This is a genomic window from Pedobacter polaris (assembly GCF_005116505.1).
GTDB classification, from domain to species: domain Bacteria; phylum Bacteroidota; class Bacteroidia; order Sphingobacteriales; family Sphingobacteriaceae; genus Pedobacter; species Pedobacter polaris.
Window position 1 is genome coordinate 313,089 of record NZ_SWBR01000004.1, and the last position, 22,760, is coordinate 335,848.

Here is a 22,760-nt window from a genome sequence, read left to right on the forward strand (position 1 = left end):
TAAAAACAAAAGAGAAATGAAAAAAAGCAAAAAGAAAAATGGTAATTTTTTTGACAGGGCTGCAACAGCTATTACTTCTTGGACTGGGAGTTCATCAGCATTTATTACTGCTTTTGGCATTGTGCTATTTTGGGGGATATCTGGCCCTGTGTTCTATTTTTCCGATACATGGCAATTGGTAATTAACACCGGTACAACGATTGTTACTTTTCTAATGGTATTTCTAATCCAGAAATCACAGAACAAGGATGGTAAGGCAATTCAACTAAAGCTTAATGAACTAATCGCAGCTAGTAGACATGCCAGTAACCGCATGGTAGATATTGAGGATTTGACCGAAGAAGAGCTAGACGTGCTACATCAGTACTATCAGCTGCTCTCTGATAAAGCAGAAAAGGATGAGGACATCCATACTTCTCATTCGATTGATGCGGCAAAGCAGGTTCAGGAAGAGAAAAGAAAAATCCAGATTAAAGAAGGAAAAGTATGATGGAGATCAAGACTATTATCGGGATTAGTGCTGGGGTATTAACTGCAGTTTCTTCTCTTCCACAGATTATAAAAGTGTTAAAGGATAAAAAAGCGCAAGCTGTTTCACCAGTGATGTATTTCGTTCTGCTGGTAGGTAATGCACTTTGGTGTTATTATGGGATTCTGTTAGATGAACTGCCCATTACTATCACTAATGCATTTTCAGTAGTTTGCGATATTATAATGATCGTGCTTAACTATAGATTTTCAAAAAAGACAAAATAAAAGTCTACATATTAGTTGTAGCTGGTTTTACATACGTTTAACTCGCTTAGACCATTCTAGTTTCAATGTTTGATCACCCTGTAAGCTAAATTCAGTGTGTCCTTCTTTTAATTTTGTCCCAGAAATCTCCTCATTGCGAGTAGTTCGCTTAAAAATTAGGTTATTGTCTTTTTCGCCAGGAATTATGCGTAAACGACAGGTAATATGGCTATCTCCCTGTAACTGAAAGCTCAGTGCGCTTTCGGTGGTTAGACTACCTGCTTAATAAAATCTTCAATGGCATTTGAGAGTAGCGTTGATATTTTCCAAGTCAAGCGCCTATCAAGGGGATGTTGTGCAGAGTTGTACTTTTCGATAAAAGTTCCTGTAGTTTGATTGAATTTGAGGTACCCCTCATTAAAAAAGCGTTCTTCAATTTCTCCAGCAGAATCCATCGAGCTAAATGTAAGCTGTGTAATGTTTAAGGTTTCTTTGTCTATTCTAAGCCAATTGAATACAGATGAAGCCTCTGAATCACTTGGTAAATCTGTTCTTTTAATTTCTAAGATGAACATATTAAAGTTTTCAAGAAAGTAAAGACAGTCATATCTAATCATAAATATATATCGGTTTAAACAACTAAAATAGTCATTTACCAGGTAGTATAATTATAATCTTTTCAACATTTTCCTTGATTTGCAAAGTATACCAATGCTAAGTAATTACCATGATGACTAATGCAGGCAGGTTTTGATAACCTGTAATCACTTGGGTAAGGAATTTCATAAATTGATGTAGAAATATAGGCAAGTTGAGTTTGCTCTTGCGCCGCAATGGTATGGATATAATTAAGATTGATTTCACTACTAGTATAATATTTCTCTCCACCACTAGAAACCGATCCCATTATTCCGTTTCTTAGATAATCGATTTTACAAATGAGTTTTGATGGTGCAAAATTTCTAAGCTTAGTTTTACGGTTGTGAATTTTATAAGCTGCTTCTTTCATGCTCCATAATAACCATACCGTAGCATTGGCGTCCTTCGAGTTTTGAATAATATGTTGTTCTTCAGTTGTAAAAATCTTTGCTAAATAGCCTTTTCTCTTCCAATTACTTTCTATACTAGCTTGTAAGAGATCAACTACATCATTTCCTATCATTTTTCATTTAATTTGTCGCTAATCACATCTATTGCAGCTTTAACGGTTAACATTTTTTCCATAGATTGATTATCTATAGTAATGTCAAATTTTTCTTCTACATCTAATACTATGTCTACTAAATTAGCAGAATTGATTTTAAGGTCGGTAATGAAGTCACTTTCTTCATTAATATGATCTAACGCTGCTGAAGGTGGTGCATAGGTAATAACAATAGGCTTTAAGAGTGCGATAATTTCTTCTCTATTCATGATTTATGGTATTTTTTAAAAACAATGCAAGCATTTATATCTCCAAAACCAAAACTTGCTTTTACTAAGGTATTTATTTGTTTCGACACCATTTGCTGCGGGATTTTATTTTCATTGATTAAATCTGTAATTGCTGGGTTGAGGTCTTCACAATTCACATTTGGGAAAATGAAATTATGCTTTATTTGCAAAACAGCAGCAACACACTCTATACTTCCTGAGGCAGCTAGGCAATGTCCAACCATTCCCTTTAGCGAATTGATTAAAGGAAAGTTTTCACCTTTTCTATTTAGTGCTTTGGCCCAGTTATCTATTTCTAGTGCATCCATGGCAGTAGCTGTTAAATGCCCATTAATAACATCAACCTCATTAGCATCAATTTGGGCATTTGTTAATGCATTTTGAATGCACTTCTGAACCGCAATTGGGCTAGGCGCAGTCATGGTCCCTGTGCCTCGTTGACCACCAGAGTTTACATTGCCACCTAAAATCTCTGCATATATTTTAGCACCTCTGGCCAAGGCATGTGTTAATGATTCTACAACAAAAGCACCAGCACCACTTCCTGGGACAAAACCACTTGCGGTATTACTCATAGGTCTAGAACCATGCTTTGGGCTTTCATTATGCTTATAGGTACAAACCTTCATGGCATCAAAACCTCCCCAAACATAGGGCCCGCTATCACTAGTTGAGCCAGCTAACATTATAACTGCATGGCCATATTTTACACGCTCAAAGGCCAAAATCAAACTTTCTGTACCAGTACAACAGGCGGATGAATTAGTACTTACCTGATTGCCTAATCCTAATTTACCGCCTAAATATGCACTAATGCCACTATTCATGGTTTGGGCAACAACTGTGCTGCCTAATTTTTTAACATTCTGTTCATCAATTTTATAGATAGATTCATGAAACTTAGCAATGCCTGAAGTGCAAGCTCCAAAAATTGTCCCGTAATCCCAATTTGGTTCATTACTACCATTAATGGCTAATCCAGCATCTGCCCAAGCTTCCATCCCAGCAATAACGCCATATAAAATCCCTGTGCTATTAAAGTTTCTTAATTCTAGTGGACTAAAACAAGTTGAGATCTGCTCTTCTTTTAGTTTTGGTTTTGCGGCAATCTGACAAGAAAATTGTAAATCTGCTAATTGTTGATCGAATTCAATACCCGAAACACCGTTTTTAATGGCATCTATAAAATCATTAAGGCCAATTGCATTTGGTGCAACAACACCCATGCCTGTAATTACAACTCTATGTTCCATTATTTTCTACTAACATGCCTGCCAGTGTACCTTCACACACAATTTCTCCTTTATTATTTTTCATTTCAACGTAACACTGTAATTTATTAAATCTAAAGTATTTTTTTAATGAAGTTACAGTTACTTTTTCTCCCGGATAAACTGGTTTGAGGTAAGCTACATTTGCTGAAGTCATCCATATTTGACCATTGCCATTTTCTTTTTCTAAGGATAATAAATAAATACCTAAACAAACTAAGCCAATTTGTGCCATTGTTTCGGTTAATATTACACCTGGTGTAATGGGATTTTCTTTAAAATGCCCTTTGTAAAAATCTAAATCAGGGTGATAAGTGTAATTTCCTGTTACGCTATTTTCATCAATTTTTTCTAATTCATCAACAAAGAGAAAAGGATGGGTGTAGGGGAGTTTGTTTAAAATATCTACTGCTTTCATTACCATTCTAATAAAATCTTTTGAGCAGAAAAACCAGGTCCAAAACTTAGCATTAAACCTTTCTCACCCTTTTTTGGTTTCGCATCCATAAATCGTTCTAAAACATACAGTACGGTTGCACTAGACATATTTCCATATAAACGCAAAACCTCTTTAGTATCATCTATGTTTTTACCTAATGTACCGAATAAAGTTTCTACAATTTGAATAATTTTCTTTCCTCCAGGATGAAAAATTAGGTGATTTATATCTTCAATATTTAACTTTTGTTTAGTTAGAAAAGGATGGATTATTTCTGAGAAATGTTTCTCAATGGTATTCGGAACTTCAACATCTAACACCATTTGTAAGCCAGAGTTAGTTAGTTTAAATCCCATCATTTGTGTTGCATTGTAAAAATGATACATTTCTTCGGCAATAATTTCTGGTCCTTCATCCTCCTCATGAGAAGAAAGTAAAACGCAAGCAGCACCATCTCCAAAAATGGCGGCACTTACAATGTTAGCCATCGAAAAATCATTCAATTGAAAAGTTGCAGTAGGAGATTCTACAGCTACAACTGCTGCTCTCTTACCAGGATTAGCTTTTAGAAAATTCTTGGCGTAAATCATTCCAGATACGCCAGCAGCACAACCCATTTCTGTAACAGGTAGGCGAACAATATCTTGCTTTAACTCCAATTCATTAATTAAGTAAGCATCCAAAGAAGGAATCATAATACCGGTACAACTTACCGTAATTAAAAAATCTATTGTCTGAGGTTCCCATTCTGCTTTAGTTAAAGCATTTTTTAAACATTCAATGCCTAGTTTTATGCCTTCTCTAATGTAAATTTCATTACGCTCTTCGAAACTGGTATGGCTAAATACTTCTTCTGGTGACATGAAAGAGTAGCGTTGATCTACACCCGCTCCTTCAAATAGCTTTTTAACTTTTTTTACAAATCGCTCATCTTGTTCATAAAGCCAGTTGTCTAAAAATGGAATAATTTGGGCAGTAGACCTTGTATAACGAGGTAGGGCTTTGCTAACGGCTTTAATTTTTACGCTCATGTTGATCTAATAATCCATTGATATCTGAATGCCCACTTCCACCGGATAGTGAAATTTTTAATATGGAGTTGATTTGCATAGTTTAAGATGTCTTGTTTTTTAAAACCTCTTAAAATAGAAACTAAGCCATCCTCTCTTGACATTGTATTTAAACCAAAAACAAAACACAAGGCTTTAAATAAATAGTAAGCCATTTTGTTGCGGTGCAAATCGTTAATGATTATGCCCATCGTAGCCCTTTTACTAAATGAGCTTATTAAGGTTAAAATCTCATTGTCTTTAAAGTGATGTAAGGTTAGGGTACATAATATGATATCGTATTGTTGCTCCTTCACCTTATCGTCAAATATATCTTCGCACAGATAATTAATGTTTGCATATGCCTCTGATAGTTTTTGAGCATAATTTACAGTATATTGATTTGCATCAATGCCTGTTAATTTAAAATTTATGTTGTTGTGCATACCATAATCAGCAATTATCCTTAGCATGTCTCCATTGCCACAGCCAACATCTAATACACTAATAGTTTGCTTTTTTTTAGTATTGAACGTTAATTCTTTAACACCTTGAATGGTTACTTTGTTTCCACCTAACAGTTGATTAATGCTGGCAATTTTATCTAGTGCATCTCTAAGTATTTCACCTTCTAATGCAAAATCATCCATTATTTCTTCGGCATTACTTCTATATGTTGTATCAATTAACATGTTTTCTAGTTTGTTAGCGGTTTGCCGTGCGTTTTTTTAATAATTATAGGTAGTAATGATGGAAATTTAATCAATCCTTTCATTAATAAATCGCCTAATTTTTCGTTTTTTAAAATACTTGCCAATAACCTCCCAAAAAACAACCTGTTGCTAAAGGTTTTTTTCCATACCCTTATATACTGCTGCTCTAATGCCGCTCTAGTAGTAATTTCATTGTTAAGATAACTTAAAAGTAGGGTAGCAGCTATTTTTGCACTATGTATGGCCATGCTCATTCCGTTTCCACAAAGTGGATGTATTAAACCGGCTGTATCTCCAATCATGATTACATGATTTTTCACCTGCTCTTTGTTTTCGAAAGCAATTTGACTAATAGTTAATGGTGCCTCAAACTGTATGGTACTATTTACTAATATTTCTTTTAGATGGATGTTTTGAAACAATATATTTTCGCGATGTGTGGTGATGTCTTTATGTTTTTTGAAAGTTTCATAACTAACCAAATAACAAATATTAAGTGTATCATTCTCTACTTTTGATATACCACAATAGCCCCCTTTAAAATTATGTAATGCCACTAAATCTGAAGGAAATTGCCCTTTGTAATGTGCTTTAATCGCTAACCAATTCGATTTATGGTTAATAAAGCTACGGTTTAATTTATGGTCTAATGTTGCTCTTTTGCCATAAGCTCCTAAAACAATTTTTGCTGTATAATGCTGGGTTAATGTACTAACATCAAAGAAATCGGCTTTATATTTAACATCAACTACAGTATCATTTATAATGGTGCAACCATTTTGTTTGGCTTTTTGGAAAAGAAATTCATCAAAAGCATACCTGCTAATTCCAAAACCTCCAAGGGGTAGTTGTGCATTTATTGATTTCCCATTGATAGTTGTGAGCTGAAATTTAGTTATGTGTGTTGGCTTTAAGAGTTCAATGTCTAGTTCAAGCCATTTGAGATAGTGCATTACTTCATTAGAAATATATTCGCCACATACTTTGTGATGCGGATATTGATTTTTTTCAATTAATAAAACTTTGTGCCCTAATTTGCCAAGATGGATAGCGCATGTAAGCCCTGCTAAGCCACCACCAATAATTAAAACATTTGCATCAAGTTTCATTTATGCAATCTAGTTTGTTTTTAATAAATCAACGAGATTAAATTCATGAGCTCAACAAGTTTAGCAGGAGAATGTTTGATTACTAGAATTCTTAAACCAAACTCTCAAATATTTCAAAACCCCTAAGTATGGGGCTTTGATTTTTAATGGTTTATGTAAATTACACAGACGCTTAAAATCATCAAATTTATCGTAGCTTTATTTCACAAATAAAATCGTTATGAAAAAAATTATTGTATTCTTATTATTAGGTGTAAGTATTATGGTTAAAGCTCAATCTAAAGACGAAACAAAACTTTTAGCTGCGGTAGAAAATATGCGTTTGGCGTTAATTAGTGGTGAAAGAACTGCTTTAGAAAATGTTGCAGCAACAGATTTAAGCTATGGTCATTCTAGTGGTAAGATACAAGATAAAGCTGCTTTTGTTGAAGCAATTGCAAACGGTTCTTCTGATTTTGTAAGCATTGAATATAAAAATCAAACGGTAAAAGTTACTGGTAAAACAGCGTTAGTTCGCCATGAACTTCATGCTAAAACCAATGATGGTGGCAAGCCCGGTGAAGTGCATTTGGGTATTCTATTGGTATGGCAAAAGCAAGGCTCGGCATGGAGATTACTAGGTAGACAAGCTTATAAATTGCCTTAATATATAATTTTTTTAGCGTAAATTTTGTGTGTAATTCAATTTGCACCTCCTTTTTTACCTCATCTTAATTTTGACTTAAATTTACATTACTTCTTATAGGTTATTCTTTTGAATCTCTTAGAATTTAGGTTATTCACAACATATAAATTTTGCTTAGGAAACTTTTTATGTAGTTTGATTGTTATTTTGATTATTTGAAAATTTAGTTATCAAATCTATCCTTAAAATGCGCTGCATTTAATAAACAGAAATTTAGATAACTAAGTTATTTCGTTTGTTTAATGATTGAAATAAAATTTTATGTCAAAATATACAGCTCTCAAAAAAGAAGCAAATAAATTAACAACGCTGCCTAAAACCCCAACCGGAATTAACGGTTTAGATGAGATTACATTGGGCGGCTTTCCGAAAGGAAGACCAACTTTAATTTGTGGCGGTGCGGGGTGTGGTAAAACGTTGTTCTCTTTAGAATTTATTGTAAAAGGTGTTACAGATTATAATGAGCCAGGGGTATTTATTGCTTTTGAAGAAAAAGCTCATGAACTGGCCATGAATGTTACTTCTTTAGGGTTTGATTTAGAAAAGCTCCAAAAAGATAAAAAAATTAAAATTGATTATATCCATGTAGATAAAAGCGAAATTGAAGAAACTGGTGAATATGATTTGTCTGGTTTGTTTATTCGTTTAGGTCATGCTATTGATAGCATTGGAGCGAAAAGAGTAGTGTTAGATACCATTGAAAACCTATTTAGTGGTTTAGACAATGAAGGGATTTTAAGAGCAGAGCTGCGTCGCTTATTTCAATTTTTAAAAGATAAAGGTGTTACGGCAATTATTACTGGTGAAAAAGGTGAAAAAACTTTAACTAGAAAAGGTTTAGAAGAATACGTGTCTGACTGTGTAATATTTTTAGACCATAGGGTAATCAATCAAATATCTACAAGGCGATTAAGGATCATTAAATATCGTGGTTCACTGCATGGCACAAATGAATATCCATTTTTAATTGATGAAGAAGGTATTTCTGTATTACCTGTAACTTCACTTAAATTAGATAAACCAGTAGCTACTTCTATCATTAAATCGGGAATACCCTCGTTAGATCAGATGTTTTCGCTTGGAGGTTTTTATAAGGGCAGTAGCATTTTAGTATCTGGAACAGCAGGAACTGGTAAAACCAGCATCGCCGCAAGCTTTGTAAATGCTGCATGTTCAAGAAAAGAGAAAAGTTTATATTTTGCTTTTGAAGAGTCTCCATCGCAAATTATTAGAAATATGAGCTCTGTTGGTTTGGATTTGCAAAAACATGTGGATAAAGGTTTATTAAAGTTTTATGCAGCAAGACCAACATTGTATGGATTAGAAATGCATTTGGTGGCAATACACAAAGCAATACAAAAATTTAAACCAGACGTTATAGTATTAGACCCTATTACAAATTTAATAACCGTAGGAAGCTTTAGCGATGTAAAGTCTATGTTAGTTAGACTAATTGATTTTTTGCAAGAAAGCCAGATTACTGTAATGTTTACTGCTTTAACTTTAAATAGCATTATCAATGAACAAACAGATGATGGAGTTTCTTCTTTAGTTGATTCGTGGTTATGTATTAAGGATATCGAGTTTAATGGCGAAAGAAATAGAGGATTATATGTAATGAAAACTAGAGGGATGAAACACTCTAACCAAGTAAGAGAGTTTGTAATCACCAATAAAGGCCTCGATTTAATTGACGTTTATATTGGTCCAGAAGGTGTTTTAACTGGCTCGGCAAGAGAAGCACAGGTGCTATTAGAAGAAACTGGTATGGTTTTGCATAGTAATGCACTAGGCCGTAAAGACAGGGAGCTTTTACGTAAGCGTAAAGTACTAGAGGCAAAGATAGAAAGTTTAAAAACAGAGTTCGAGTCTACTGAAGAAGAGTTGAATAAGGTGTATATAGAAGAAGATATTAAGCGTGAGGTGATAACTAAGACACGTAAGCAAATGACGCAATTTAGATCTGGTAATTATCAAAAACCAGATCAGGCAAACCCTAAAGAGGAGTAATTTTGAGTAAAAAATATGAATTAAGACTGTATGTGGCAGGAAAGACATTAAAGTCTACTACTGCACTGAGTAATTTGAAAAAATATTGTGAAGAACATTTGAAAGGCCAATACGTTATTGAGGTAATTGATTTGTTAGAACATCCACAATTGGCAGAAGGGGATCAAATTTTAGCCATTCCTACTTTAGTTAAAAAAGTACCTGAGCCAGTTCGTAAAATTATTGGTGACCTTTCTAATAAAGAAAAAGTATTGGTGGGTTTAGACATAAGAACAAAAGATTAATATGGAAATAGAGGGCAGCTCACCGCAAGATTGGACTATTGCAGTTGATGAAAAATACAGCCTTCGTTTATTCGTTGCTGGTGCATCATCTATGTCTGTTAAGGCAATAAAAAATCTACAAGTTATTTTAGAAAATAATTTAAAGGGTAAGTACGAACTTGAAATTATTGATATCCACCAACAGCCCCTTCTATTGCAAAAAGAAGATATTTTTGCTGTTCCATTACTCATCAAAAAATATCCAGCGCCTATTCGTAGGTTGGTAGGAGATATGTCTGATGTAAACAAAGTGCTTAAAGGTTTAGGATTGAATTAAATTTTTTTCTGATGGCTGAAAATGATAAATCATATCAACAACTAAAGGAGGAATTGGAAGAAATCCAATACCAACTAGAAGAGGCTAGAGATACTATTGATGCCATAAGATCTGGTGAAATTGATGCTTTGGTAATTAATGGTGATGATGGGCATCAGATTTACACCCTAAAAAGTGCAGATCAAACTTACCGTATATTTATAGAGCAAATGACACAAGGTGCTATTACAATTGATGAAAATGGCAAAATACTATATAGTAATTCTCAATTCGCTCTACTCATTAACCAACCCTTAGAGAAGGTAATTGGGCAATCTTTTTATAATTACATTGCTAAAGATAATTTGCCTGTATGCATAGAGTTAATTGATAGTGCTTGGGAAAATATATTAACAAAAGGTGAGCTAAAATTAGCCTCTAGTTTACACGACATACCTGTTCTCTTGTCTTTAAAAACACTCGATTTAGATGAAGGAATTTCGCTGAGTATCATTTTAACAGATTTAACAGAACAAAAAAATAATCAACAGCTTTTAGAGGAGAAAAACAGGCAATTACAAGAAGCAGAGCAAGTTGCAAGGAGGTTAAATGTAAACTTAGAAGAAACTGTAAAATTAAGAACGCTTGATTTAGAGCAGGTGATAACAGCTAAGGTTAAGATTACAGAAGATCTTTATGAGAGTGAGCAGCGATTGTCTAAGATTTTAGGAACAATGGCCGAGGGGGTTTGGATAGTTGACATAAATAATGAATTAGTTTATGCCAATAACATGGCTAAACAATTGTTAGGTGTTAGCGAAGATTTGCAAAACCCAGGAAAATATAATAATCCAAAGTGGGATAGGTTAAAGCTGGATGGTACCTTATTGAAACCTGAAGAAAATCCAATTTATTTAGCCATGCAAACCGGAAAACCAATTTTTGATTATGAAATTGCTATCCAAGTTCCAGGAAAAGAATTATTATATATCGCCGTTAATGCTGTATCCATATATGATGAAAATGAAAAACTATCTGGTGGCTTAGGAACATTTATTGATGTGACACAGCGGAGAAAAGCAATTTAGCAAAAGGATGATTTTATTAGTGTTGCCAGTCATGAGCTAAAAACTCCGATTACAAGTTTAAAGGCTTCCTTGCAATTGTTAAACCGATTAAAAGATAATCCAAATGGACATTTGCCCATTCTTATTGATCAGGCAAATAAAAGCATGACTAAAGTGAGTAACTTAATTGAAGAGCTTTTAAATGCAAGTAAGATTACCTATGGACAAATGCACCTTAAACCTATTGATTTTAAATTGATTAGTGTTGTAGAAGATTGTATACAGAACATTGAGCCCAGAGATCGCGTAAAAATTAAATTAGTAGGAGATTTGCAGGCACATGTTTATGGAGATCCCGTAAGAATTGAGCAAGTAGTGGTTAATTTTATTAATAATGCCTTTAAATACGCTCCGGCGTCTGAAAATATTGAAGTTGCAATTGTACAGGGTGTAGAGTCAGTAAAACTATCAGTTGTTGATAGTGGTCCTGGCATCAATGCCGAGAAACTACCTCATCTTTTTGATAGGTATTATAGAATTGATGAGGGAGGTTTTCAATATTCTGGTTTGGGTTTAGGCCTATATATCTGCGCTGAGATTATTAAAAAGAACAATGGTGAAATTGGTGTGCATAGTGAAATAGGCAAAGGGAGTGAATTTTGGTTCAGGTTGCCAATGGTAAAGCAGAATTCAATGTAAAGTTAATGTTAACAAAAAATAACATTAACTTCATACTTACTTAACATTGGCCTTATACTTTTAATGTATGAATTATCCAGTGTTTATATTCCATGAATTAGTACTTAGGTTTTCGGATATCAACCGAGGAATTGGAAAGTATATATCTGCCACAATAGATAATGGTGAGTGTTTAATTAATACAACCAACGGACATTTCAAAGTTGCATTATCTATGTTAGACAAGCAATACAACAATCCCAAGCTCATATCTGAAGAGGAACTGCAGCAATTGGCTACTGGTTTTGAAATGGAGTAATATTTAGCTATTTCTTACAAATAAATCGGTTTCTAAAACCTTTTTCTCGAATTCTTCTACCGGATATTTAGCTTCAATAAGTTGTAGCAACATTTGGGTAGCTAATTTACCTATTTCGAATGCTGGCTGACGAACCGAAGTTAAAGATGGGTTAAACAAGTCTAACACATCAGAATTGCTAAAACCAGCAATTGCCATGTCATTTGGAACCGAAATTTTTAAGTTCTTAAATACGCTTAAACATCCTGTGCTTAACCTATCACCAGCTACAAAAATGGCATCTGGTTTTTCTGGTAAAGACATTAATTCTTTTATAGCATCTTCCATTTCCTGATAAATCATTCCACCATGTGGGCAATGTTTAATGTAAGCAGAATTTGGCTCAATGTTATTGGCTTTTAAAGCCCCTTCATATCCTTTTAAACGTTCTATACTAATTGATAATTGTGTTGAGCTTGTTAAATGCGCAATACGTTTATAACCAGATTTAATTAAATGAGATGTGGCATCAAATGCACCTTTTTCATTATTGGCAACCACTTTGTGTGTGTTTATTTCATCCGCTACGCGATCAAAAAAAACAATAGGCAAACCTCTTTCATGTAAGGAGGTGAGGTGAGAAATATCTTCTGTTTGAGAGGATAAAGAAACCAATAATCCATCAACAGACCTAGAAGCCAAATGTTGTACGTTAATCACTTCACGATCATATGATTCATGGGTTTGCGAAAGGATAACATGGTATCCTCTGTCGTAAGCAATTGACTCTATTCCATTTATGGCTTGTGAGAAATAACTGTTTGCTACTTCACTTACCACTACCCCAATAGATTTACTTCTACGCTCTTTTAAGCTTAAGGCAATAGGATTAGGTTGGTAATTGATTTCTTTGGCATAGGCAAGTACGATTTTTTTAGTGGCTGCACTTATTTCATGCGTATCTCTTAACGCTCTTGAAACGGTAGAGGTAGATAAGCCTAAAGCCTTTGCGATATCTTTTATGGTTACGGGCTCAAACATAGTTAAAGCAATATTCAGCTAATATTTTAGTAGTAAAAATCAATTTATAATAATACGATTTTTTTCGTTTGGTTGCTTATAAATTTTCTGGGGTGCTTTTGGCAACGTTGTCGGGAACGATTGCACAGATTTAGTGTCCTGTACTGTCATGGTTTATAAAAAAAACAATGTAGACTTGTTATTGTAAGCCTTTCCAAAAGGCCCAACAAAACCAAATATATTTAATGTATGAAAAAAATTTTACTGCTCCTTTGGGTGTTTGCTATTGGGATAAATTTAGCCAATGCACAAACTAGACAAATTACGGGAAAGGTAACCGAAAAAGGTACCGGCGTTGTGCTGCCAGGCGTAGGCGTTATGATAAAGGGAACTAAAATTGCTGTAAGCACCGATGACAAAGGGACTTATAAAATTGGTATCCCCACCACAGGAACAACCGTTCTCGTTTTCAAATCAATAGGTTTTAATGATTATGAAATAGAAGTTGGTACTAAAACGCAAATAAATGCTGTTTTAGAAGAAAATTCGACCACACTTAACGAAGTTAATATTGTTAACATAGGTTATGGCACAGTTCGTAAAGAAGCTTTAACTGGTTCTGTTTCTTCTATTAGTGCAAAAGATTTAGCAGATTTTCCGGTAGGAACAGCAGCAGAAGCACTAGCTGGTAAATTAGCTGGGGTAACTGCTACGACTACTGAAGGTACCCCAGGAGCCGAAATACAGATTAGAGTTAGGGGTGGAAGCTCATTAACAGGAGATAACTCACCTTTGTATATTGTAGATGGGATCCAGGTAGAGAATGCATTGTCTATTCTGTCTCCAAATGAAATTCAAACCATAGATGTTTTAAAAGATGTAGCATCAACATCTATTTACGGTAGTCGTGGTGCAAATGGTGTGGTTATTATCACTACCAAAAGTGGTAGAGATGGCAAAACAATTGTGTCTTTTGATGCCTATGCAGGAGTAAGACAAATTGTAAATAAGCTTGATGTGATGAACCCCTTTGAGTTTGTAAGTTACCAATATGAATTGTATAACAACAATACAGCACAAGATGTAAAGGATGCATTTACCAAAAAATATGGAACTTTTGAAGATTTAGAAATTTATAAAAACATACCGAACATAGATTGGCAAGATAAAGTATTTGGCCGTAAAGCATTTTCAAATACACAGGTTTTAAGTTTATCTGGTGGTACGAAAACTACAACTTATAATTTTACCGTAAACAATACCAATGAAGATGGTATTATGTTAGAATCTGGCTATCGCCGTACTTTTGCATCTTTTCGTTTTGACCATAAAATTTCTGATAAAATTAGAACCGGTGTAAACGTGCGTTATAGTCGCCAAAGAATAGAGGGGGTTGGTACCACAAGCACTGGTTCTCAAGGTACTAACCGTTTAAGAAACTCTGTACGTTATCAACCATATTCTGGTGGTGATGATGCAGGAGATCTATTCGATGCAGATTTTTTAGCCACTCAGTTATCTAATCCAATTTCTTTGGCTCAGCAAGAACTTAAATACGATTATCGTAACGATTTAATTAGTAGTGGATATTTAAGCTATCAAATTTTAAAGAACTTAAGTATTAGATCAACAATAGGGTTAACTTTTGCCGATAGAAAAACTAATGGATTTAATGGACCGCTAAGTGGCTTAGCAAGAAATAGTTCTGGTTTGCCGGTTGTTGTTTTAGACAATTCTAATGGAACAACATTAATTAATACCAACGTGATTAATTATAAACCAAACATTGGACAAGATCATAGCTTGGATTTATTGGTAGGACAAGAATTAAATAAACTGGATGTTAAATCTAATAGCAGTACAATTAGATGGTTTCCTTTAAACATTACTGCCGAAGAAGCTTTTGCTGGCATTCAAAAAGCAGAACCACCTACGGCGGGTTCTGTTCAGGATAAGCCTACCTCTTTTCAATCAGGTTCTCGTCAGTTGTCATTTTTTGCAAGAGCATCTTATGGCTACAAAAGCAAATATTTAGCTACATTAAATTATCGTAGAGACGGTTCGTCATTCTTCGCTGCTGGTAAAAGATGGGGAAATTTTCCATCTGCGCAAATAGCTTGGAGATTATCTGAGGAAGATTTCTTTAAAGACATGAAGTTAGATTGGTTGAGCTCATTTAAAATCAGAGCAAGTTATGGTTTAGCAGGTAACAATAGAATTCCACAAGACTTGTTCAGAACCTTATTTTCAGCGAACTCTACACAAGGTGGATATGCCGCTACAGATGGTTCTGTTACCACTGGTTTAATAGCAGGTAATGTTTTAGCAAATAATAACATTACTTGGGAAAAGAATATATCTGCAAATTTAGGTTTTGACATAGAATTACTTAAAAATAGAGTGTCATTGGCATTAGATTTATATGATAACCGTACTAAAGATTTATTGTTAAATGCAAATATTCCTCCAATTAATGGTTACAATACACAGCAACAAAATGTTGGTAAAACTCAAAATAGAGGGATAGAAATACAATTAAATGCAGCAGTAGTTAAATCTAAAGATTTCACTTATAATGCTGGTGTGAATTTCTCTTTCAACAAAAACAAAATACTTGAATTACAAAGTGGCGTTCAATCTTATGTAGTTCAATCTGGATGGGTAAATAGTTTAGCTGATTTTAAAGTTGAAGTTGGAAAACCTGTAGGACAATTTTATGGTTTCGTGTCTGATGGAAGATATACTGTAAATGATTTTAATTACACCCAAAATACAACAACTGGAGTTTATACGTATGTACTTAAGCCAGATGTTGCAAATAGCCGGGTTTTAATTGGTAATAGAGAGCCACAACCTGGAGATATGAAGATTAAAAAATTATCAAACTCTAGTAGCATGTTGATTGGAGATGATGACAAAACAGTTTTAGGGACTTCTCAACCTAAGTTTACTGGTGGTTTTAACAATCAGTTTGCTTACAAAAACTTTGATTTAAGCATATTTATGAATTTCTCTGTTGGAAATGAGGTTTACAATGCCAATACGATAGAATTCTCTTCTCAGTTTAACGTGAGAGATAATAACCTTTTATCAACCATGAATAACAGATGGAAAAATTTTGATGCAAACGGGGTTAAAGTTACCGATCCTGTTGCGTTAACAGCAATGAATGTCAATACTACTTTATGGACACCATCTCCTGGTAATTATACTTTAACATCTTATGCTGTTGAAGATGGTTCTTTTTTACGTATAAACAACATCACTTTAGGTTATTCTTTACCAACACAATTTGTTAAACAAAGTAAGTTCATCTCTAAACTGAGGGTATATGTAACTGTAAATAATCTGCATAGTTTCACTGGTTATTCAGGTTATGATCCAGAAGCAAATACACGTAGGTCAAATCCGTTAACACCGGGCATAGATTACGCAGCCTACCCACGTAGTAGATATGTATTGGCAGGTTTAAACATGACATTTTAATCATAATAATATGAAAAATAGAATTATAAATTACACCGTTGTAGTTTTAGCTGTAATGGCAATAATGATCAACCCATCTTGTAAAAAGTTCTTGGATTTCGAATCTCCATCAACATCTTCAGAAGAAGTCGTTTTTGAAACCACATCAACAACTAATACTGCCTTAATAGGTGTATACAATAGGTTAATAGGGGATAATGGTTATGGGAGCCGTATCTCAACTTTGTTTGGCATAACAGCTGATGATTTTAAAACTTCCGGAAGTTATAGTCCTTCTGATAGACGCGGAATTAGCATGTATGGAGCTAGTTCAGATAATACAGATTTGATACAGCCATTTGCACAGTTATATTCTGGTATCGAAAGAGCAAACTTATGTATAAAATTCATCCCTCTTTCTAAATTATACACCAGTGGTACACCTGCCGAGCAAGCATTAATGAAACGTTACCATGGTGAAGCTTTAGCACTAAGGGCACAGTTTTATTATGAATTAATTCGTAACTGGGGAGACGTTCCACAACGATTTGTACCTGCTGCAGACGCAGAAACTCTTTTTCCTGCTAATGCAGATAGAGACCAAACTTATGATCAAATCATTGAAGATCTAAAAGTAGCATCTGAGCTAGTTCCATGGAGAATAGAAATTCCTGAGTATGGAAGTTTTAGGTTTACAAAAGGTGCAATTAAGGGTTTAAGAGCTAGAATTGCTTTAGCAAGAGGTGGTTATTCACTGAGGTCAAAAACTAATCTGATGGAAAGAAGTTCAGACTACCTTAAATATTACCAAATTGCTAAAGATGAATGTAAAGCAATAATGGACAATAATTCGCATGGATTAAACCCTATTTATGAAAATATTTTTAAGAGTTTGCATGGTGCAAGATTAGATAATGAAAATGAGTTGATGTTTGAAGTTGCTGCTTTTGGTACAAATGCAAATACAGATAGTAAATTAGGTTATTACAATGGTGTTCGCTTCAATGCATCGTCAACTTATGGAACTGGGGGTGGAGGCATGAATGCCATTGCAACTTATTTTTATGAGTTTGATCCTAGTAAAGATTGTCGTAGAGACGTAACCTTAGGTGTTTTTGAAATCACTGCAACTTCAAAAAAGATAATTAATACTTTAAATAATTTTACTGATGCGAAATTTCGCAAATCTTGGACAAACTTCGATGGTAAATCGTCTTCTCAACAGTTTGCTGTAAACTGGCCTATTTTACGTTTTTCAGATATTTTATTGATGTATGCAGAGGCAGATAATGAAATTGGCAATGGTCCGTCTGCTGTGGCAATTAAGGCCTTAAGAGACGTTCAAGAAAGAGCTTTTATAGGGTTTAAATCAGACATACCTGTAACGCCAACTACAAAATCAGGCTTCTTTGACGCTATTGTTAAAGAAAGATTGTTAGAATTTGGAGGGGAAGCAATTAGAAAATTTGATTTAATCCGTTGGAATTTGATCAATAGTAAGTTTATAGAAACACGTGTTAAACTACAACAATTAATAGATGGAACTGGTCCGTACGTAAACGTGCCTAACTATGTTTATGCTAAAGAATCTAACTATAATTTAACACCAAGCGTAACAGAAGTAGCGAGCTTAGATTTATATGGCGGTGCTCCTAACGTTGTTTTATTCTCACCGGGTTTAAATTCATCTACTGCACCTGCTGGATCTGGATACACAGTTAAAAACTGGAGAAAAGCATTAACTACTGATAATCAAATTACAAGTATTTCTACAGGTTTTGCCCTTTATTTCGAACCAAATAAAAAAGAATTACTTCCATATCCAAAAACAGCCCTGAACGAGAACACGAACATGGTACAAAACTTTGGTTATTAATTTTAAAATATTAGATATGAAATCGATTATTAACAAATCAAGCAAAAAAATCCTGTTATTATTTGCAGCAGTATTGCTAATTACAGCTTGTAAAAAAGAAAAGGAAGAAACATTAGACCCTGCTCGTTTATTTAAGGCAAGTAATATTTCAATTACAGCTGGTCAAACTTCTGCTGATATTAAATGGGCTGTTCCCTTATTTTCTTCTGGTAAAGCATTAACTTATACGGTTGATTTTTCTAAAGATGCAGCCTTTACAACTGTTGATTTTACTAAAGTTGTAGATACGGCTGGCATTAAGGTAACTGATGAAAATTTAACTATCAGAATTCCATATTATATCCGAATTAAGGCTAATGCATTTGAAAACCAGCCAGAATCGAAATATATTGTAAGTACCTCAACCGTGACCATTACCGGAACACAAATGTTTACACAAATTCGTGAAACAGAATTAAGAGAAACATCTGTAGGTCTTCGTTTTATCAGTGATCCAGCCTTAAGTAGCATTAAATTAACACCAGCAACAGGAGCGCCAATAACAGTTGCATTAACAGCTTCAGATTTAACTGCTGGTGGTGTTGTAGCGGGGATAACCTATGGTTTAAAAACAATTACTGGTTTAACTGGAAATGTGAAATATACTGCTCAAATTTTTGCAGGAACAAAAGATAAAGGCTTGCTAGAATTTACAACATTACCGGTAACCACTTATACCTTAATTATTTCTCCTACAGATAACTTAGCAACAACAATTTCTGCTGCGACTAATGGTGCAGTAATTGGCTTAAATCCAGGTGTATATAACTTGCCTGCTACGGTATTTATTACTCAAAAAACAATTACATTAAAATCAACTTCAGGTTCACCATCAGATACAAAAGTTAATTTTAAAGAGATTGATATAGAAGGTACGGGTGCAGGTATTACGCTTTCTGGAATTGATTTAGATGGGACAAATTATGCATCTCTTTATTTTCTTAATTTTATTGGTTCACAGGCAAGTGTTGGATCAGCAGCAACTTTTACAAATATTTTAGTCGATAATTGCATTGTACACGGTGTGGCTACTTCATTCTTAAGAGCTGATAGAGGATCTTATAAAATTGGAAGTATAACAGTTAACAATTCAATTGTTCATACAGTTGGACTCGACGGTGCTTCTTCTTACTTTACTTTCCACTTGAATAAATTGGATTTTGCTTCATTAAATATCACTAAATCTACATTTTCTAATTTTGGCCCTGGTTTAGTGACAGCAAATGCGGCAGTTACTTTTACAACAAATCCATCAATTAACATCAGTTACTCTACTTTTAATAGCTTTGGTGGGGGTGGTACAAGCAAATATGTACTATTTGATGCTAATGCTCAGCCAGTTAAGTTCACACTTACGAATAGCATCATTGCTAATACTCCAAAATCTACATCTGCGCCTAATACAGCTGCAATTAGGGCAAGTGTTGCAGCAATCACTTTGTCTTATAATAATGTTTTTAACTTATATACTACTAATCCTGGTACAACACCATTAACCTTACCAGTGCAATCAAATAGTTTAGCAATTGACTTAGGATGGACACACGCTACTCCGACATTTGAATTACCTACTGGCTCACCTCTAAGAACTGCAAGTAATACAGGTACAGCTATTGGGGATCCGAGATGGACTTATTAATATACTAATAAAAAAGATGAAGCAAAGCTTCATCTTTTTTATTGTTAATTTTATGCTGATGCGAAGAAGAATTATTTACTTATTTTCAATCTCAATATTTACCCTAATGTCTTTCACTGTTTGGGAGAAAGATAGTATCACTTTATATATCATTGGTGATTCTACAGCGGCAAATAAAGCAAAAGATAAATTTCCAGAGACTGGATGGGGAATGGAATTGCAACCATTTTTTGATACCGAAGTTAAGATAGATAATAGGGCCTTAAATGGGAGAAGTACCAAGTCTTTTATCAATGAAAAAAGATGGGAAGCTATACTAACTACATTAAAAGAAGGTGATTTTGTACTGATAGAATTTGGTCATAATGATGAGAAGATTGAAAATCCAAAAGTTGGAACTTCATTAGATGAATTTAAAGCTAATCTGATCAAATACATCCAAGAGACCCAAGCTAAAAAAGCATATCCAATTTTATTGACACCAATTGTTCGTCGTAATTTTCAGAATGGCATATTGGTAGATACGCACAAAGGTTATCCTGATGTGGTAAGAAAACTTGCTGATTCATTACATATTCCATTAATTGATATGCAGCGTAAAACTGAAAAATTTGTTAGTTCTTTAGGAGATGAACCTTCTAAAAAGATATACAATCATGTTGATTCTGGTCATGTAAATTATCCAAAAGGGCTTACAGACAATACTCATTTAAATGTAGAGGGCGCAAAAGCTTTTGCAAGCTTAGTGGCTGAAGGGATTAAGGAAACGAAAACAAGGTTAGCAAAACATTTAATTAAATAATTGTTGTCCAGAGTAAAATCTCAGTTGTAAATTGATTATCATTAATGAAGTTATATTTTAAAATATTAATTATCTGCGTTGTCACCCTATTGGCATTTCGCCCTGTTAAAAAACCTGTTCAGATTTTTTTAATTGGCGATTCTACAGTGGCTGATTATACTTTAGATTCTGGCTATATGGAAAAGAAGTTTCCACTAAATGGCTGGGGGCAAGTTTTTCAACCTTTCTTTAAAAAAGACAGCTTAGCATTGGTAAAGAATTTAATTAAAAGCGATAGTGTTTTAATTGTAGATAAAGCCAGAGGTGGTAGGAGTACACGAACTTTTTTTGAAGAAGGCAGATGGGCTGAAGTCTATAAAGCATTAAAAACGGATGATATTGTAATGATGCAATTTGGACACAATGATGCAGCGGTTGATAAACCAGAACGTTATGTGAACATTAATGGTTATAAAGAGTTTTTAAGGTTGTATGTAAACCAAACGAGAGAAAAAGGTGCAATCCCAATATTAATTACTCCAGTGAATAGAAATTATCCTTGGAAGGATGGTAAGCTGGCCAATGTGCATGGTGAATACCCTAATGCAGTAAAAGAAGTTGCTAAAGAGTTAAATGTAAAACTGATAGATTTAACACAGCTTTCTATTGATGCATTTACAAGCAAAGGACAGGCTGATGTAACAACAAAATACTTTATGAATTTTGATAAAGGACTATATCAAGGATATCCAAATGGACAAAAAGATAACACTCACTTTCAAAAAGAAGGAGCTATTGCCGTAGCACAACTGGTTTTTAATGCAATGAAGAAATTATAATATGAAGTTTTTAAGAGGATTGTTTTATTGTTGGGTTGTTATATTGTTGAATGGCATTTTTGCTAGTGCAAAGCCCAATACGCAATTCTCAATTCTCAATACAAAATATGATTATATAGTTGCTCAAGATGGTTCTGGTAATTTTAAAACCGTTCAGGAAGCAATTAATGCAGTACCAGATTTTAGAAAAACACCAACTACTATTTATATTAAAAATGGAATTTATAAAGAAAAATTAAATCTTTCTGCCTCCAAAAAGTTGGTGAAAATGATTGGTGAAAATGTAGAAAAAACCATTTTAACTTTTGATGATTGGGCTCAAAAAAAGAATGCTTTTGGCGAGGAGAAAGGTACATCTGGTTCATCAAGCTTTTATATTTATGGAGAAAGTTTTTCTGCAGAAAATATTACTTTCCAAAATAGCGCCGGACCAGTAGGACAGGCGGTGGCTTTGTTTGTAGCAGGAGATAAAGCCAAGTTTACCAATTGCAGAATGTTAGGCTTTCAAGATACTTTATACACTTATGGTTATGGAAGTCGCCAGTATTATTATAAGTGCTATATAGAAGGTACAGTAGATTTTATTTTTGGTTCCTCAACCGCTGTATTTGATGATTGTGAGATTTTCTGCAAAAAAGGTGGCTATATAACTGCCTCTTCTTCTCCTGATACTTCAAAATACGGTTATGTTTTTATCAATAGTAAAATTACGGGCGATGCTCCAGATCATTCCTTTTTTTTGGGTAGACCTTGGCGGCCGTATGCAAAAGCTGTTTTTATCAATTGTAACTTAGGTAAGGTTATTAAAACTGAAGGATGGAACAATTGGGGTAAAGAGAGCAATGAAAAAACTGTCTTTTATGCTGAGTATAAAAGTACAGGAGTAGGTGCAAACCCAAAAGGTCGCGTAAGTTGGTCGCATCAATTAGATGAAACTACAATAAAAGAATATAGCCTAGACAAGGTTTTAAATGGCTGGAACCCTAAAGAATAGATAGAGAATGGAGTGTTGTTATTGAGAGACGGCGAAGAAA

24 protein-coding genes and 1 pseudogene are annotated in these 22,760 nt (G+C 34.2%); 16 read left to right on the forward strand and 9 right to left on the reverse strand.

From position 1 onward, the window contains the following. Nucleotides 1–16: 16 nt before the first annotated feature. Nucleotides 17–490 (forward strand): low affinity iron permease family protein, encoded by a 474-nt coding sequence (locus FA048_RS16035; RefSeq protein WP_136842963.1) that lies wholly within the window; start codon nt 17–19, stop codon nt 488–490. Beyond that, complete coding sequence (locus tag FA048_RS16040; protein WP_225872564.1) at nt 487–756, forward strand: SemiSWEET family sugar transporter; 270 nt, start codon at nt 487–489, stop codon at nt 754–756. Before FA048_RS16035 ends, FA048_RS16040 begins: the two co-directional genes overlap by 4 nt. A gap of 248 nt (nt 757–1,004) precedes the next feature. Here the strand turns inward: FA048_RS16040 and FA048_RS16045 are convergent, their stop codons facing one another. The 8 genes from FA048_RS16045 to FA048_RS16080 form a co-directional block, all read right to left on the reverse strand. Further along, complete coding sequence (locus FA048_RS16045; RefSeq protein WP_136842965.1) at nt 1,005–1,310, reverse strand: hypothetical protein; 306 nt, start codon at nt 1,308–1,310, stop codon at nt 1,005–1,007. Between the two features lie 104 nt (nt 1,311–1,414). Beyond that, the gene (locus tag FA048_RS16050) at nt 1,415–1,897 is read right to left on the reverse strand and encodes a 4'-phosphopantetheinyl transferase family protein (RefSeq protein ID WP_136842967.1); all 483 of its coding nucleotides are present in this window, start codon (nt 1,895–1,897) and stop codon (nt 1,415–1,417) included. After that, on the reverse strand, nt 1,894–2,148 hold the full coding sequence (locus FA048_RS16055; protein ID WP_205943511.1) for an acyl carrier protein: 255 nt from the start codon (nt 2,146–2,148) through the stop codon (nt 1,894–1,896). The genes FA048_RS16050 and FA048_RS16055 overlap by 4 nt, the downstream gene beginning before the upstream one ends. Next, nucleotides 2,145–3,422 (reverse strand): beta-ketoacyl-[acyl-carrier-protein] synthase family protein, encoded by a 1,278-nt coding sequence (locus FA048_RS16060; protein WP_136842972.1) that lies wholly within the window; start codon nt 3,420–3,422, stop codon nt 2,145–2,147. The genes FA048_RS16055 and FA048_RS16060 overlap by 4 nt, the downstream gene beginning before the upstream one ends. Continuing rightward, entirely contained in the window at nt 3,412–3,858 is a 447-nt protein-coding gene (locus FA048_RS16065; RefSeq protein ID WP_136842975.1) for a 3-hydroxyacyl-ACP dehydratase FabZ family protein, read from the reverse strand. Before FA048_RS16065 ends, FA048_RS16060 begins: the two co-directional genes overlap by 11 nt. Next, a complete protein-coding gene (locus FA048_RS16070) occupies nt 3,858–4,910 on the reverse strand; it encodes a type III polyketide synthase (RefSeq protein WP_136842978.1) in 1,053 nt (350 codons plus the stop codon). The genes FA048_RS16065 and FA048_RS16070 overlap by 1 nt, the downstream gene beginning before the upstream one ends. Continuing rightward, nucleotides 4,907–5,620: a methyltransferase domain-containing protein gene (locus FA048_RS16075; RefSeq protein WP_136842980.1), complete on the reverse strand. Its 714-nt coding sequence runs from the start codon at nt 5,618–5,620 to the stop codon at nt 4,907–4,909. The genes FA048_RS16070 and FA048_RS16075 overlap by 4 nt, the downstream gene beginning before the upstream one ends. A gap of 5 nt (nt 5,621–5,625) precedes the next feature. Then, the gene (locus FA048_RS16080) at nt 5,626–6,750 is read right to left on the reverse strand and encodes an NAD(P)/FAD-dependent oxidoreductase (RefSeq protein ID WP_136842982.1); all 1,125 of its coding nucleotides are present in this window, start codon (nt 6,748–6,750) and stop codon (nt 5,626–5,628) included. 220 nt (nt 6,751–6,970) lie between these two features. Between FA048_RS16080 and FA048_RS16085 the strand changes: the two genes are divergently transcribed. From FA048_RS16085 to FA048_RS16115, 8 genes and pseudogenes are all read left to right on the forward strand, one after another. Continuing rightward, nucleotides 6,971–7,396 (forward strand): nuclear transport factor 2 family protein, encoded by a 426-nt coding sequence (locus FA048_RS16085; protein WP_136842984.1) that lies wholly within the window; start codon nt 6,971–6,973, stop codon nt 7,394–7,396. A 300-nt stretch (nt 7,397–7,696) separates the two neighbouring features. Further along, on the forward strand, nt 7,697–9,445 hold the full coding sequence (gene kaiC, locus FA048_RS16090) for a circadian clock protein KaiC (RefSeq protein WP_136842986.1): 1,749 nt from the start codon (nt 7,697–7,699) through the stop codon (nt 9,443–9,445). 2 nt (nt 9,446–9,447) lie between these two features. Beyond that, on the forward strand, nt 9,448–9,729 hold the full coding sequence (kaiB, locus tag FA048_RS16095) for a circadian clock protein KaiB (RefSeq protein WP_205943512.1): 282 nt from the start codon (nt 9,448–9,450) through the stop codon (nt 9,727–9,729). 1 nt (nt 9,730) lies between these two features. Further along, nucleotides 9,731–10,045, forward strand: coding sequence for a circadian clock KaiB family protein (locus FA048_RS16100; protein WP_136842990.1), 315 nt, complete (start codon nt 9,731–9,733; stop codon nt 10,043–10,045). An 11-nt stretch (nt 10,046–10,056) separates the two neighbouring features. Beyond that, entirely contained in the window at nt 10,057–11,112 is a 1,056-nt protein-coding gene (locus FA048_RS16105) for a PAS domain-containing protein (protein WP_136842992.1), read from the forward strand. 12 nt (nt 11,113–11,124) lie between these two features. Further along, nucleotides 11,125–11,301: pseudogene (locus FA048_RS20140) on the forward strand (histidine kinase dimerization/phospho-acceptor domain-containing protein); the annotation flags it as partial. A gap of 18 nt (nt 11,302–11,319) precedes the next feature. Beyond that, nucleotides 11,320–11,790 carry a sensor histidine kinase gene (locus tag FA048_RS16110; protein ID WP_394347495.1) on the forward strand — a complete coding sequence of 157 codons (471 nt, stop codon included), beginning with the start codon at nt 11,320–11,322 and terminating at the stop codon, nt 11,788–11,790. 67 nt (nt 11,791–11,857) lie between these two features. Further along, nucleotides 11,858–12,088: a hypothetical protein gene (locus FA048_RS16115; protein WP_136842996.1), complete on the forward strand. Its 231-nt coding sequence runs from the start codon at nt 11,858–11,860 to the stop codon at nt 12,086–12,088. A 3-nt stretch (nt 12,089–12,091) separates the two neighbouring features. Here FA048_RS16115 and FA048_RS16120 read toward each other — a convergent pair whose 3' ends face one another. After that, on the reverse strand, nt 12,092–13,108 hold the full coding sequence (locus FA048_RS16120) for a LacI family DNA-binding transcriptional regulator (protein ID WP_136842998.1): 1,017 nt from the start codon (nt 13,106–13,108) through the stop codon (nt 12,092–12,094). Between the two features lie 228 nt (nt 13,109–13,336). Here FA048_RS16120 and FA048_RS16125 point away from each other — a divergent pair, with 228 nt between their 5' ends. The 6 genes from FA048_RS16125 to FA048_RS16150 all read left to right on the forward strand — a co-directional run bounded on the left by FA048_RS16125 (nt 13,337) and on the right by FA048_RS16150 (nt 22,720). After that, nucleotides 13,337–16,573 carry a SusC/RagA family TonB-linked outer membrane protein gene (locus tag FA048_RS16125; protein WP_136843000.1) on the forward strand — a complete coding sequence of 1,079 codons (3,237 nt, stop codon included), beginning with the start codon at nt 13,337–13,339 and terminating at the stop codon, nt 16,571–16,573. A 10-nt stretch (nt 16,574–16,583) separates the two neighbouring features. Then, entirely contained in the window at nt 16,584–18,428 is a 1,845-nt protein-coding gene (locus FA048_RS16130; RefSeq protein ID WP_136843002.1) for a RagB/SusD family nutrient uptake outer membrane protein, read from the forward strand. A gap of 16 nt (nt 18,429–18,444) precedes the next feature. Then, on the forward strand, nt 18,445–20,106 hold the full coding sequence (locus FA048_RS16135) for a DUF4957 domain-containing protein (protein ID WP_136843004.1): 1,662 nt from the start codon (nt 18,445–18,447) through the stop codon (nt 20,104–20,106). 106 nt (nt 20,107–20,212) lie between these two features. Further along, nucleotides 20,213–20,908, forward strand: coding sequence for a rhamnogalacturonan acetylesterase (locus FA048_RS16140; protein WP_225872565.1), 696 nt, complete (start codon nt 20,213–20,215; stop codon nt 20,906–20,908). Nucleotides 20,909–20,952: 44 nt separating this feature from the next. After that, the gene (locus FA048_RS16145) at nt 20,953–21,726 is read left to right on the forward strand and encodes a rhamnogalacturonan acetylesterase (RefSeq protein WP_136843009.1); all 774 of its coding nucleotides are present in this window, start codon (nt 20,953–20,955) and stop codon (nt 21,724–21,726) included. A gap of 1 nt (nt 21,727) precedes the next feature. Continuing rightward, on the forward strand, nt 21,728–22,720 hold the full coding sequence (locus FA048_RS16150; protein ID WP_136843012.1) for a pectinesterase family protein: 993 nt from the start codon (nt 21,728–21,730) through the stop codon (nt 22,718–22,720). The last annotated feature ends 40 nt before the right edge of the window (nt 22,721–22,760 follow it).